Origin of the sequence: Mucilaginibacter sediminis, assembly GCF_051903035.1 — a bacterium.
Taxonomy (GTDB): Bacteria; Bacteroidota; Bacteroidia; order Sphingobacteriales; family Sphingobacteriaceae; genus Mucilaginibacter.
The window spans coordinates 5587165-5601503 of the sequence record NZ_CP170602.1 but is presented as its reverse complement, the minus strand read 5'-3'; the positions used below and the strand labels follow the sequence as shown (position 1 = coordinate 5601503).

At 44.1% G+C, this 14339-nt stretch carries 8 protein-coding genes; 4 read left to right on the top strand and 4 right to left on the bottom strand.

Annotated elements, in window-relative coordinates; genetic code table 11:
* Window positions 1-113 precede the first annotated feature (113 nt).
* Entirely contained in the window at window positions 114-479 is a 366-nt protein-coding gene (locus tag ACFGVS_RS23190; RefSeq protein ID WP_274211294.1) for a bactofilin family protein, read from the bottom strand.
* A gap of 142 nt (window positions 480-621) precedes the next feature.
* Window positions 622-1494: a M23 family metallopeptidase gene (locus ACFGVS_RS23185; RefSeq protein WP_274211293.1), complete on the bottom strand. Its 873-nt coding sequence runs from the start codon at window positions 1492-1494 to the stop codon at window positions 622-624.
* Between the two features lie 197 nt (window positions 1495-1691).
* Between ACFGVS_RS23185 and ACFGVS_RS23180 the strand changes: the two genes are divergently transcribed.
* On the top strand, window positions 1692-2102 hold the full coding sequence (locus ACFGVS_RS23180) for a BrxA/BrxB family bacilliredoxin (protein WP_090640641.1): 411 nt from the start codon (window positions 1692-1694) through the stop codon (window positions 2100-2102).
* Window positions 2103-2308: 206 nt separating this feature from the next.
* Here ACFGVS_RS23180 and ACFGVS_RS23175 read toward each other — a convergent pair whose 3' ends face one another.
* Together ACFGVS_RS23175 and ACFGVS_RS23170 are read right to left on the bottom strand one after the other, a co-directional pair.
* Window positions 2309-4807, bottom strand: a complete 2499-nt coding sequence (locus ACFGVS_RS23175; RefSeq protein ID WP_439695759.1) for a M1 family aminopeptidase — start codon at window positions 4805-4807, stop codon at window positions 2309-2311.
* Between the two features lie 138 nt (window positions 4808-4945).
* Window positions 4946-6223, bottom strand: coding sequence for an amidohydrolase family protein (locus tag ACFGVS_RS23170; RefSeq protein WP_439695758.1), 1278 nt, complete (start codon window positions 6221-6223; stop codon window positions 4946-4948).
* A 233-nt stretch (window positions 6224-6456) separates the two neighbouring features.
* Here ACFGVS_RS23170 and ACFGVS_RS23165 point away from each other — a divergent pair, with 233 nt between their 5' ends.
* The 3 genes from ACFGVS_RS23165 (at window position 6457) to ACFGVS_RS23155 (ending at window position 14228) form a co-directional block, all read left to right on the top strand.
* Window positions 6457-9219: an ABC transporter permease gene (locus ACFGVS_RS23165; RefSeq protein ID WP_439695757.1), complete on the top strand. Its 2763-nt coding sequence runs from the start codon at window positions 6457-6459 to the stop codon at window positions 9217-9219.
* A 99-nt stretch (window positions 9220-9318) separates the two neighbouring features.
* Window positions 9319-11748 carry an ABC transporter permease gene (locus tag ACFGVS_RS23160; protein ID WP_439695756.1) on the top strand — a complete coding sequence of 810 codons (2430 nt, stop codon included), beginning with the start codon at window positions 9319-9321 and terminating at the stop codon, window positions 11746-11748.
* A gap of 107 nt (window positions 11749-11855) precedes the next feature.
* Window positions 11856-14228 (top strand): ABC transporter permease, encoded by a 2373-nt coding sequence (locus ACFGVS_RS23155; protein ID WP_439695755.1) that lies wholly within the window; start codon window positions 11856-11858, stop codon window positions 14226-14228.
* The last annotated feature ends 111 nt before the right edge of the window (window positions 14229-14339 follow it).

Sequence of the window (14339 nt, the reverse complement as noted above, 5' to 3'; positions counted from 1 at the left end):
TAAAATGAAATAGGCCGCAAGTTAAGGGGTTATTAGTTGCCATAGGGCAAGTTACGCCCTGTTGTCGAACGAAGAGGTACGAGGAGAAATGACATTGGGGATAGACGACGCTACTACTTCTCCACCACCCCCATGCTTAACAACCCATTATAAACGCCGCCGGTTTCAACCAGCAGGGTTTGGGTGGTTATGGTGCCGGTGATTTTGCCGGTGGCTCGTATTTCAAGGGATGAGGTCTGGATATCGCCGGTAACTGTACCGTAAACCACAATCTCTTTGGTATTGATATTGCCATTGACAACGCCTTTTTCGCCAAGGATAATACCTTCGTCAACAGTAACGTCGCCGGTTACCTGTCCGTCAATACGGGCAAACGCCGGGGCTTTAAAATTACCACCAATTTCGCAGCCTTCGCTAATGAGGGTTGATATCGATTGCAGGTCGAGCGATACTTTGTCTTTTTTACCGAAAATAGCCATAGTTTTTTAGTATCAAGTAGTTAGTAGCAAGTATAAAGACCGCAGCTTTTTTACTTTGCTACCTTCCACTGTTATTTATAGTTTAGTATTAAATAGCAAGTACGACAACACTGTCTTGATACTTACTACTAACTTCTTGCTACTACTTATTAAGTGTTAAAAAATTAACCGGATTTACGGGTTTGCCGTGCCTGCGCACTTCGTAGTGCAGGTGTGCACCCGTTGAGTGGCCAGTTGAGCCAACAAGGCCAATCTCATCGCCCAGGTTTACTTCCTGTCCTACTTTTACTTTTATCTTAGACAGGTGCCCATAAACGGTCTGGATATCATTAATATGCTGAATGCGGATGCAGTTGCCATAACCGCCGGCCCAGCCGGCAAAAACAACCTTGCCGCTGGCAGTACATTTCACCTCGTCGCCACGTTTGCCCTTAAAATCAATCCCGGGATGAAACTCGGCGCTTGCGCTATCGAAAGGATCGCTGCGGTAGCCAAAAAAGGAGGTGAATGAGCTGATGCGCGGGTAACCCATGGGGGTAAAAGCAATGGTTCCCATCAGGTGGTTAAGGTAGTCATTGTACAGCGAGTATACTTCGCCATCATTTAGCTTCTTACCTTCTGTATTGTTATCACCGCCAATGCCTTTGGTGCTGAAACCTTTTAAGCCACGGCGGCGCAGGTAATCGTTGATTGTTTTAAGCTTACCTTCTATCGATTGGATATAGCTTTGCGCGCTGCCTTGTTTAGCCTCGGCCGGCGCTGCAACCTGGGCAGGTACTGCACCTTTTAATTTTACTATCTGGGCCATCAGCGCCTGTTTTTCAACTTCCTGTTGCTGGTTTTGCCATCTTAAATAAATAATACCTCCTACCAAAACCAGCACAACTGACAGGATGCCAAGCGCGTAATGTTTAAGATTGTTAAGGTGTTTTGTTTTAATTTGTAAAGACCGTGTAGGCTGCTGGTTTTTATTAATAACAACAACGGTACTGATATCAGATGTCTTTTGTTTCATCAAAATCATAAATTAGGGGTGGCAATATAACGATAACATCGAACAAATCAATAGTCATTATAAACAAACGCCTTACGGCCTGATGGTTATAATAAAGCTACATAGTCAGCACATTGTTATTATTGCGTTTTTTAAACGGAAACTATTAATCATTTGTTATTTTTGTGGTTGATAAAATTTAAAAAAATAAACATACCATGTATCCAGAATATTTAGTTGCCCCCATGCGGGAAGATTTAACCAGGGTTGGTTTTGAGGAGTTGAAAGATGCCGAGGCAGTAAAAAACGCTATTGAAAGCGAAGGAACTGTATTTGTAATGGTAAACTCGGTATGTGGTTGCGCTGCCGCAAATGCCCGCCCCGCTGCCAGGATTGCTGCTGCAAATGAAAAACATCCCGACAAATTAGTTACTGTTTTTGCAGGTATGGAAAAAGAAGCCGTAGACGCCGCACGTAACTATATGTTGCCTTACCCTCCGTCGTCACCAGCTATGGCATTGTTTAAAGATGGTAAACTGGTACACATTATTGAGCGCTACCAAATTGAAGGCCGCCCTGCTCAAATGATTGCCGATAACCTGATTGGCGCTTTTGAGCAATACTGCTAATTTTAGGTGAAAGGTTAAAGGCGAAGGGTTAAAGGTGGGTAAAGCACATCATATTTTAAGCCAGTAAAGAAAAAGCCCGGAAGATTTGAAATCTCCCGGGCTTTTTCTTTTAATTTAAAATCTGTCTTTTTTCATTTTCAAATCTTCAAATTACCAAATTTTCAAATTCTCTTCATCTGCACATTTGAAATCTGAAATCTGCACATCTATTTAGCGTCGTTGATCTGTTTAATAGCATCGTCCGCAACTTTAACAGTTGCGTCATCATGCATCTGCGCACGCTTTTCTTTAATGTCGGTTATAAATTTGATAGCGGGATCGGCAATACCCTGCGGTTTATATTTTATGCCAAAATCTTTAATCTGACTGATCCCTTGCTGGGCGTATTCTGGTTTTTGAACACGGCCTGCCATGGCGCTAAATTTATCGAGGGCATTATATTTAGCCTGCGGTGCAGCTTCATCAAATTGCTTGTAAACAAATGTCCATTGGGCATCCGTGCCGCTGGTAGCGTAAACATTCATCATGGCTGCAGTAAGGCCGCCTTTGTTATCGGCTTCATAATTTTTTGCCAGGTTCATGGCCAACGCCGGGTCGAGCAAATTAATAGCGTTTAACGCAGCACCCTGAACAGCGTATGACTGACTGCCTAAGGCCTGTTTAAATAAATTCATATTACCGGATGCTTTAAGGCTGCCCAACGCGGCAATGGCCTGGGCCTGCACCAATGTATTATTATCTGTTTGCGCCAACCTGGCCAAAATAGGCTGTGCCGCATTGCGGATGGCATCATTATCCAGCTTAATTGTGCGGATGGCTTTATCCCGCAATCCATAATATTTATCGTTCAATGCTGCAATCAGAACTTTTTGCGCGTCTTTTTCGCTTTGCTTATCGGCAGCTGCATTAATGGCTTCCAATCTATCCAGGTAAAGCGGCGCGTTAAAATACTGGAAAGCAAATTCCTGCAAAGTTTTATGGTCAGTCTTCTTGGTTAAGAGTATTTTATCACCGTCGACATTTATCAGGTCGGGTTTAGATGCCAGTTTGAAAGTAAGGGTATCGTTCTGATTGTTCATCCAAACTTTATGACGTGTTTTTTTGCCGCCTGTGTAAATATCAATGGCCATTGGCAGTTTAAATATCTGCCCGTCCTGGCTCTGCTGCAGGTAAACGGTTTGTGTTTTGGTAGCATCGTCCCATTTATAGCTGATATCCAGTATCGGGTGGCCTGCCCCATAATACCATTGGTTAAAAAACCAATTCAAATCAAGCCCGCTGGCTTGTTCAAGGGCTAAGCGCAATTGCTGGGCTTCGCCATTTTTAAAGGCATTGGTGGTCAGGTAAATATTCAAACCTTTATAAAAAGCTTCGTTGCCTAAATAGTTGCGCAGCATATTTAATATGCGACCGCCTTTTTGATAGGTAACCACATCAAATACATCCTCCTTATCGGCATAATAAAAGCGCACCAGGTTTTTGGTACGTGCATCTGGCGACCGGAAGTAGTTTTGCATATCAATATAGTTATGCTCGTCGGCTACATCATGGCCGTATTTATGTTCGGCCCAAAGGGTTTCGCTAAAGTTGGCAAATGATTCGTTTACCGTTAGGTTGCTCCAGCTTTCGGCAGTCACATAATCACCAAACCATTGGTGAAAAAGCTCATGCACGATGGTGCTGCGGCCATCGTCATAGTAAGCATCTAACAGTTCGCGGTGGGTGCCTTGCACATAAGCGCCATGCAGGGTAGCCGAGGTGTTTTCCATAGCACCGCTTACATAATCGCGAACCACAATTTGCGAGTACTTATACCAGGGATAATCTACCCCCAAAGTTTTGGAGTAAAACTCGATAGCTTCGGGTGTCATCCCAAAAATCTCCTTAGCGTATGGCGCGTACTTAGGCTCCAGGTAATAGTTTACCTCTTTGTTGCGCCATTTATCCTTAAATATCTTAAAATCGCCAACCGCCATCATAAACAGGTACGGGGAGTGCGGCAAATCTTGTTTCCAGGTATCGGTGCGGGTGCCATCGGCGTTGTTTTTTTGCGATACCAGTTTGCCATTTGATAAGGTTACGTATTTGGATAGCACGGTCATGCTAATCTCTTCGGTAGTTTTTTGGCTTGGTTTATCAATGGTAGGAAACCATGCCGATGAGCTTTCGGTTTCGCCCTGCGTCCATATCTGGATTGGCTTATCCTTTTCGGTACCATCCGGGTTAATAAAATATAAACCTTTGGCATCGTTAATAGCTGCGCTGCCTTTTACTTTAAGCTCATTGGGTTTGGCAGTGTAATCAATGTAAACAGTATAGCTTTCGTTGTTGCGGTAAACTTTATCCAGTTTAATGGCCACGGTCAGGCTATCCTGATAAGTAAACTTCAGCGGCACGTTTTTACCGTTTTTTACGACGGCAATTGTTTTTAAGTCCATGCCTTTGGCATCTAAACGGAGCGTATCGGTAGGATAAAAATGTGGTTTTAACGTAACCCATTCCTTGCCGTACATATAGCGTTTTTTGTAATCGAACCTAACATCCAGTTTGGTGTGCACCAAATCGTTTACCTTACGGGGTGTTTCGCGGTAAATTTTAAGGGCGGGGTCTTCGGGTTGGGCCGCTTGCTGGGCCTGGGATGATGTAAACGTGGCAGACAAAGCCGCGGAAAGCAGTAGTGTAGATAATAGTTTCAAATCAGTCATATATGAAAAATGGTAAACAAACAGCTGCGGGCGTGTTATAAAATGAATACGCCCGCCGGGGGCAAAAAGTTTTGCCCTTTAACGCACGTAAGACGCGCGGCAAACATTAATGTTACCGCTACAAGAATTTATTTACCATTATAAGCTGTATATTTTTCCCTCTTTCATGATAAAGCTTACGTTTTTCATCGCTTTTATATCAAGTAAAGGGTCGCCGTCAACCGCAACAATATCAGCCGATTTCCCGCTGGCTATGCTGCCTATTTTTGAGCTCATTCCCAGCAGATCAGCGGCACTGCTTGTTGCCGCTTTTATGGCTTCCATGGGAGTCATGCCGCCCTCAACCATGTACTGAAATTCGATATAGTTTTTACCGTGCGCGTATACTCCTGCATCGGTACCAAAGGCAATTTTTACCCCGGCTTTATAAGCTTTGGTAAACGTTTGTTGTATCTGGGGCCCTATTTCAAGGGCTTTACGGGCAATTACCGGCGGAAAATATCCCGGCATCCGGGCCGAATCGGCAACCGATTTTCCGGCTATGATGGTGGGCACATACCAGGTGCCGTATTGTTTGGCCAGCTTAATATCTTCATCATCCATAAAGGTTCCGTGCTCTATCGAGGTTACGCCACCCAATATAGCCCTTCGTATGCCCTCGGCGCCATGGGCATGACAGGCTACTTTAAGGCCGTAATCTTTGGCTGTTTCTACAACAGCCTTTATTTCGTCGATACTGAACTGTGCGCCCGAACCATCCTCGCTTAAATCCAGTACACCACCGGTAGATGCTATTTTGATTACGTCAGATCCGCGTTTAAATTGAAGCCTTACCGCTTTTACCAATTCGTCTTTACCATCGGCTACGCCTTCATCGGGCCCCGGGCGGTGGTTAAAAGCATCGTCTCTAAACCCATCAGATGGATCCATATGGCCGCCGCTTGCTGATATTGCCCTGCCGGCAGTTATTACCCTGGGCCCATCAACCAGCCCCTGCCTTATTGCTTTACGCAGGCTGATATTTACGCCGGTGCCGCCCAGGTCGCGCACGGTGGTAAAGCCAGCCATCAGGGTGCGTTTGGCAAATACTGATGCCTGGTAAGCAATATCGGCATCAGTTAATGTAAAACCCTGGATAGCTGAATTTTTATTAAATTGAGATTCAAGATGTACATGGCAATCAATTAGCCCCGGCATTACCGTTTTGTTTTGCAGGTTAATAACCTTGTCTGTAGCGGTTCCTGATGTATACCCTTTTTGAATATCGACAATGGTTTTACCCTCAACAACTATAGTTATTTGTGTTTGCGCTGCCGGCGAGGTCCCGTCGATCAGTTTTCCGCATTGGATGTAAGTTTTTTGGGCGAAGGCGGTTTCGGCAAAAAGAAGGAAAATGAGGAGTATGATTTTTTGCATATAAAGATAGGTGACTGATACTTAAGCTAATTTATGATAATTTTCCTCAAATCTTTACTGTATAGCTCAACCTTCCGTATAAAACCGAACACCAGATGTTCGTATTCGAACACCCAGCACATTTGGATCGACACAAACGACTGATTTACTGCTGTTTAAATAAATGGCACATATTTTATTCTATGTAATTAGTAGGATATAACCTGGTATCATAATTTATCTACCTGTAAGCTATGGATATAGAGGAACACGTTTGGCAACTGGCAACAAAAAAACTGGCTAACGAGGCATCGGCAGCGGAATTACACGAACTGGATAGGCTGTTAATGGAAAATCCAGAACTGAAAACCTCGTTAATGTTAATTTTCAATTGGTGGCAGGATGAAAAGCAGGATACCGGGACCAACAGCTCCTTGTTATTTGAAAGGATACTGCAAAATATAAAACCTGCAGATACGGTGGCCAAAGAAGACACCAGGGTTGTACCACCTTATTTGCCGGCATACAAAGAACACCAGAAATCGGATAAAAGAAGTTCAATTTTAATTAATACCGGTATGATCAAGAATTATTTAAAAGTTGCCTTAAGGCAGTTGCAAAAGCAAAAAATGTACGCGGCCATTAAAATTGGAGGCTTTGCGTTTAGCATCGCCGCATGTTTATTGATAGCCCTATACATTCGGGATGAGCTTAGCTTTGATAAAAGCTACCCCGATGCCGATAGGATTTACCGGATTGTGGGTGCCTATAACATAGATGCCATACACGAGAAAGGTACCTCCTGGCCTGCAGTTATGGCCAAGACGTTAAAAAACGACTATCCGGAGGTGGAAAAATCGGGCCGGATAATGAATAACTCGCTGTTTTGGGGTGCGGGCAGTAACGAACTGAAACGTGCGGATGGCGTACAAAACACCCATGAAGATGGTTTTGCTTACGCGGATCAGTCGCTGCTGGAAATACTAAAGATTCCCATGGTATACGGCGACCTGGCGCACGCGCTTACCGAGCCGCAAACCATGGTGATATCAAAAAGCAAGGCCGATAAATATTTCCCTGGTGAAAACCCGGTAGGCAAGGTGATGTACCTCAACAACAATAAAAGCCGCCCTTATAAAATTGGGGCCGTGATGCAGGATTTTCCCACTACATCACATTTCCATTACAGCTTTTTGCTTACCCTAACCGGTGTTAAGTTTTGGGATGGCGAACAGGAAACCTGGGGAGCCAGCAATTACGATGTTTATGTGTTACTTAAGCCGGGGGCAGACGTTAAAGCATTAAATAAAAAGATAACTGATGGCATAATACAAGGCTATTACATACCCGATATGAGAAGGGGCGGTGATAAAAACGCGGATAGGATTGCCGCCGCTTTAACCATGTTTTTGCAAAATATTAAAGATATCAACCTATACTCTTATGATATCCGCGATGGCCTTTCGCACGGTGATATACGTTTTGTGTGGCTGTTTGGCGCGGTGGCAGGCTTTATATTGGTGATAGCCTGTATTAATTTTATTAACCTGGCCACGGCAAAATCTGCCAACAGGGCAAAGGAGGTGGGCCTACGTAAGGTGGTAGGTTCGCAACGCAGCGGGCTTATCAGCCAGTTTTTAACCGAGTCATTAATTTACAGCTTTATATCCTTTATTATAGCCATTATTTTGGCGGCATTATTAATGCCTTATTTTAATACGCTTGCAGCAAAAGCATTGACCATACCATGGCAACACTGGTGGTTTATGCCTGCTATAATAGCTGCCGCGGTAGTAGTTGGCATACTGGCCGGTGTTTACCCCGCATTCTATCTCTCCGGCTTTAAACCGGTAGATGTTCTGAAAGGCAAGCTGGCTACGGGCAGTAAAAGCTCTTTTTTGCGCAACGGGCTGGTGGTTTTTCAATTTACCACATCCATTATATTAATTATCAGTACGGTGGTTATTTATAACCAGATGCATTATATACTGAATAAAAAGGTAGGTTTTGAAAAAGACCAGGTGCTGATGATACAGGGCACGCAAACGCTGGAGGGCGAAGTGAAAAACTTTAAAAACGAGTTGCTGAAGCTATCGGCAGTAAAAAGCGCCACCGTGAGCGATTTTTTACCCGTATCGGGTACCAAGCGCAACGGCAATGAGTTTCATAACGAGGGTAAACAGAAACTGGAAGCCGGTACCGGCGGCCAATTTTGGGATGTTGATGCCGATTATATAAAAACCCTGGGCATGACCATAGTGGCCGGCCGGGATTTTAACCCTAAACTAAAAACCGATTCGCAGGCGGTGATCATTAACCAGACCATGGCGCAAAAATTAGGACTTAAAAACCCCGTTGGTAAACGGATAAGTAATTACGGCGCACCTGTGCCAATTATTGGTGTAGTAAAGGATTTTAATTTTGAATCGCTAAAGGGTAGCCTCGAACCATTGGTAATGCATCTGGGCAATAGCCCTACAATTGTATCGGTAAAAATAAACCCCACTGATGTAAAAGCCACCCTGGCTCAAATCAATACTATTTGGAAAAGCTTTTCGCCAAACCAGCCTATCCGTTACACCTTTATGGATGAGCAATTTGCCAACATGTATGCCGATGTGCAACGCATGGGCAGCATATTTACCAGCTTTGCCGTACTGGCTATAGTTATAGCTTGCCTTGGCCTGTTTGCCCTTGCCGCCTTTATGGCCGAGCAACGCAGCCGCGAAATAGGCATCCGGAAGGTACTTGGCGCAAGTATAGCTAACATTACCCGCCTGCTCTCGCTCGATTTTGTTAAGCTGGTATTTATAGCAATCCTGATAGCGTCCCCTATTGCCTGGTGGGCCATGAACAAATGGCTGCAGGATTTTAATCCCAGCAACCGCATCAGCATCAGCTGGTGGATGTTTGCCCTGGCGGGGATAATGGCCATACTAATAGCCGTATTTACGGTAAGTTACCAAAGCATAAAAGCCGCGCTGATGAACCCGGTAAATAGTTTGAAAGCGGAATAAAAGCTTAAGGCCGAAGGCTTAAAGCAAAAAGCAGTAAAAATCAGAATAAAAAAAAGCTTTAGGCCTTATGCCTTTAGCTTTAAGCTAAATTAAAGTGCAATGATTAAGAGTTATTTAAAAACAGCGTGGAGGTTTTTGTTAAAAAACAAAACCTTTAGTTTCATCAACATTATAGGCCTGGCTACGGGGACTTTGTGTTGCCTGTATATTTTGTTGTATGTGCAGGACCAGTATAGTTACGATAAACAACATAAGGGTGTCGAGAATATTTACCGGGTGACTACCGACCTGGAGCTGACCGGCGATAAACACCATAGCGGGGCAAGTTCGCCGCCGATAACCCCGGCTATGCGGAATGACTTTGCCGAGGTAAAGCAATTTACCCGCGTGGTAACCACCGAAAAGTTTGGTGCCAAACAACACCTGCTGCGCTACAAAGAAAAGTCGTTTTATGAGAAGGACGCGCTGTTTGTAGATTCTACATTTTTCGACGTATTCAGCTACCACTTTGTGAGTGGCAGCGCTAACAGCGCGTTAACCGAGCCATATTCTATAGTGCTGTTTAAGCCTGTGGCCGATAAGCTTTTTGGCAGTGAGAATGCCGTTGGCAAAATGATATCTATTGATAATTCCTTCGGCAAACACGATTATAAGGTTATGGGTGTGGTTAACGAAAGCCTGGGCAAATCGCACATTCATGGCAATATGTACATAGCGATGAACAGCGGTGGGTTTGGCGAATCGGTGCGGAGGAATGATGCCTGGGCCGGTAATAACTTCCTGTATGCCTACATCAAATTAAGACCCGATGCCAGTGCGGCGGCTTTGGAGAAAAAGCTGCCCGAATTTTTGAATAAATATGCGGCCCAACAGCTAAAAGCTATCGGCATGAAAAAGGTACTACACCTGCAGCCGGTAAACAGCATTCACACCACACCGGGGTTCGAAAACGAACTGAGCAAAACACTCGATCCAAAGTTTTTATTCCTGTTGATATTAATAGCGGTGATGATCCAGGTAATTGCCTGTATCAATTTTATGAACCTATCTACCGCCCGCGCCTCAAAACGCGCCAAGGAAGTTGGTGTACGCAAAGTGATAGGCGCAGGCAAAGGCGATTTGATCAAACAGTTTTTAGGCGAATCGTTCCTGCTGGCATTTATGGGTGTTGCCATTGCATTGCCGCTGCTCATCTTACTGATGCCTTACCTTAACCAGGTTACCAGGGCCGATATCCAATTAGCTTTTTTTAGCAATTACAAAATCTGGATAATGCTGTTAAGCCTTATAGCGGTTACCGGTTTGGTGGCGGGCAGCTATCCTGCATTTTACCTGTCGGCTTTCGAAGCAATTAAAGTGATCAAGGGGAATTTTACCAACCAGGTTTCGGCAACCGGCATTCGTAAATCGCTGGTTGTTTTCCAATTTGTTTTATCTATAGTTTTGGCTACAGGTATCATTGTTATCTATAGCCAACTAAACTACATCAAGAATAAAGATCTTGGCTTTGATAAAAATCAAAAGCTAATCTTCAATTTTTACACCGAAGCGTCGCAGAAAAAAATGGCTGCTTTTACTAATGATCTGAAGGAACTATCAGAAGTAAGAGCGGTAAATAATGCGGATAACTATTTAGGGCAATTTGTACCGCATGATCACGGCGTTTTCCTGGAAGGTGGCAACATGGCTGCCGCTGTTGATGCCCAAAACATTAATACCGACGAACATTTTGTAAAAGCCAATGGCGTAAACTTAATAAGCGGCCGCGATTTCAGGCTGAACGATACCAACCGCGTATTGATCAATGAAACTTTGGCCAAACGCCTTGGCCTGGATGTGCAAAAAGCACCCGGCACCAGGCTGTACTCCCAATATGATGGCAAACCTGCCACCTTTGTTGAGATAGCGGGCGTAATGAAAAACTTTAATTACAATTCCCTGCACAGCGAGGTACGGCCCTTTATGATGGTTTACCAAAACGATCCCGGCTATTTTAATTGCATGCTGGTATCGGTAGGCAGTAGTAATTATAAAGCGCTGCTTGATAAAATATCGGCAGTTTGGCGTAAAGATTTCCCCGAGGTGCCATTCGAATATACTTTCCTGGATACCGAGGTTCAAAAACAATACGAAACCGAGATCATGCTATCGCAAATCATCAATTCATTTACGACGGTAGCTATTGTGATATCATGTCTTGGCCTCTTCGGCCTGGCAGCTTTTAGTGCCGAGCAACGCAGCAAAGAGATAGGCATCCGTAAAGTATTAGGCGCAAGCGTAACCGGCATAGTACAATTGCTATCGACAGATTTTTTAAAGCTGGTGATCATCGCCTTTGTAATAGCCACACCTTTGGCCTGGTGGGGCATGAGCAAATGGCTGCAGGATTTTGAATACCGCGTAACCATTAGCTGGTGGATGTTTGCCCTGGCCGGTGTATTGGCAGTAATAGTGGCCCTGTTTACCGTAAGTTTCCAGGCTATAAAAGCAGCACTAATGAACCCGGTGAAAAGCTTAAAAGCGGAATAAAAAAGAATTAAGAGTCAAGAATCAAGAGAGAAGCATTGTTCATACTGGTGGCGTAAGCCAACAGACAAGACCAATGAACCAGTGAACTAAAACCAATGAACTAACATATGTTAAGGAATTATCTAAAAATCGCATGGCGAAACCTTATCAGGAATAAGGCACATGCGTTTATAAATATTGCGGGACTTTCTGTAGGGTTGGCTTGTAGTTTATTGATCTTACTATGGGTGCAAAACGAACTGGAGATGGATGCTTATCACAAAAACAGCAGCCGTTTATTTTCCGTTTATGAACGCCAGTACTATGATAATAAGGTTGTTGGCCAATATAACACCCCTGGCTTGTTGCCCGATGAGCTTAAAAAGCAAATTCCCGAAATTGAGGCATCAACAGGAATTTCCTACGGCGGCGAAAGCACGTTCCGTGTTGGCGATAAAATCCTGAAAATGGGCGGGGTTAATGGAGGTGCCGACGTTTTTAAAATGTTTACCATCCCTCTACTGGAGGGCAACGTGCAAACGGCTTTAAATACGCCGGTCAGCATGGCCATCTCCAATAAAATGGCAAAAGCTTTTTTTGGCAACGCGCATGCGGCTATTGGCAAAACCATCCGCTATGAAAATCGGAAGGATTTTAAAGTAACCGGCGTTTACCACGACCTGCCCAAAACTTCTTCGCAGCAGTACGATTTTATTATGAACTGGGATGCATTTTTAGCAGATAACGATTGGGCAAAAATCTGGGGCAACAACGGCCCTTCAACCGTTATTATGTTGCGGCCTGATGCCAACCCGGCTTTAGTAGAAAAAAAACTCACCCACTTTTTAGACAACCTGAATAAAAACCAAAAGAAAGGCACATTTACTGAAGAGTTAGGCATGCAACCATTTAAAGATGGATACCTGCATAACAATTTCGAAAACGGCGAATTTAAAGGAGGCCGTATTGAATACGTGCGCCTGTTTACCATTGTGGCTATTTTTATTTTGCTGATAGCCTGCATCAACTTCATGAACCTTACAACAGCCCGCTCAGTTAAGCGTGCCCGTGAAATTGGCGTGCGCAAAGTTGTCGGTGCGGTGCGTTCGGTGCTAATCAAACAGTTTATAGGCGAATCTATGCTGGTAACTACGCTGGCTGTGATGGTTTCATTATTATTATTGGTATTGCTGCTGCCGGTGTTTAACAGCATTACACAAAAAGAGATAGCGTTGCCATTTCATCAGCCTGGCTTCTGGTTAAAATTAGTAGCCATCACTTTAGTTACCGGCTTTATATCAGGCAGCTACCCGGCTTTGTTTTTATCATCTTTTAACCCGGTAAACGTTTTAAAAGGAACATTGAAGTTAGATACCGGTACAACTATGTTCCGTAAAGGACTGGTGGTATTCCAGTTTTTCCTGTCGGTAGTCATGATTACCGCTACCATTGTGATATCCAAGCAAATGGATTATGTGCAATCAAAAAACCTGGGCTTTGATCGCGAAAATCTTATTTACGTCCCGATGAATGGCGAACTGATTCATAAATACCAGGCTTTTAAAGATGAAGCTTTGCAAATGCCGGGCATCAAGTCAATAAGCCGGATCACGGCTACACCAACGGGGCTCGATAACGGCACCAGCGATGTTGATTGGGTAGGCAAAGATCATAACGTGCAAATCCAGTTTACACAGGTATCGGTAGGGTACGATTTTGTAAAAACCATGAAACTTAAAATGGCTGCGGGCCGCGATTTTTCGAAGGCTTACGGTACCGATTCGGTAGGATACCTCATTAATGAAACAGCTTTAAAAAGATTAAAATATGCCGATCCTATAGGTAAGCCTTTAACCTTTTGGGGCAAAAAGGGGCAAATCATCGGCGTATTAAAAGATTTTCATTTTGCATCACTGCATGAGCAGATCCAGCCGCTGATTATCAGGTATGGCGAGCAGGAAGGCTATGGTAATATCCTGGTTAAAACCCAGCCCGGCAAAACCCGCGATGCATTAGCCAGTTTGGCAACCCTGGCTAAGCAAATTAATCCCGCATTCCCGTTCAGCTACACCTTCAGCGACGACGAATACCAAAAGCTTTACCAAAACGAACAGATAGTAACCAAACTTTCAAACGCGTTTGCGTTCCTGGCTATATTTATATCGTGCCTTGGCCTGTTGGGCTTAGCTATATTTACTGCCGAGCAACGCATCAAAGAAATAGGCATCCGCAAGGTATTGGGTGCAAGTGCGGCTTCATTGTTTACCCTGCTATCGTCAGAGTTTTTGCTGCTGGTTGTTATTTCGCTGTTTATCGCCCTGCCGGTATCCTGGTACGCCATGAGCGCCTGGCTGCGTGATTTTGCTTACCAAACGCCCATGCATTGGTGGATATTTGCCATAACGGGTGGTATTATCATTGTAATAGCCATGGTAACCGTAAGTTTCCAGGCCATAAAAGCAGCGTTGGTTAATCCTATAAAGAGCTTGAGATCGGAATAGAACCAAGAATTAAGAGTCAAGAATCACGACAGAATTAGTCATTAGTCATTTCGCTGCGCTGTCATTGGTCATTAGTTGAGTTAAAAAACGTATCACGTACAACTTAAAACG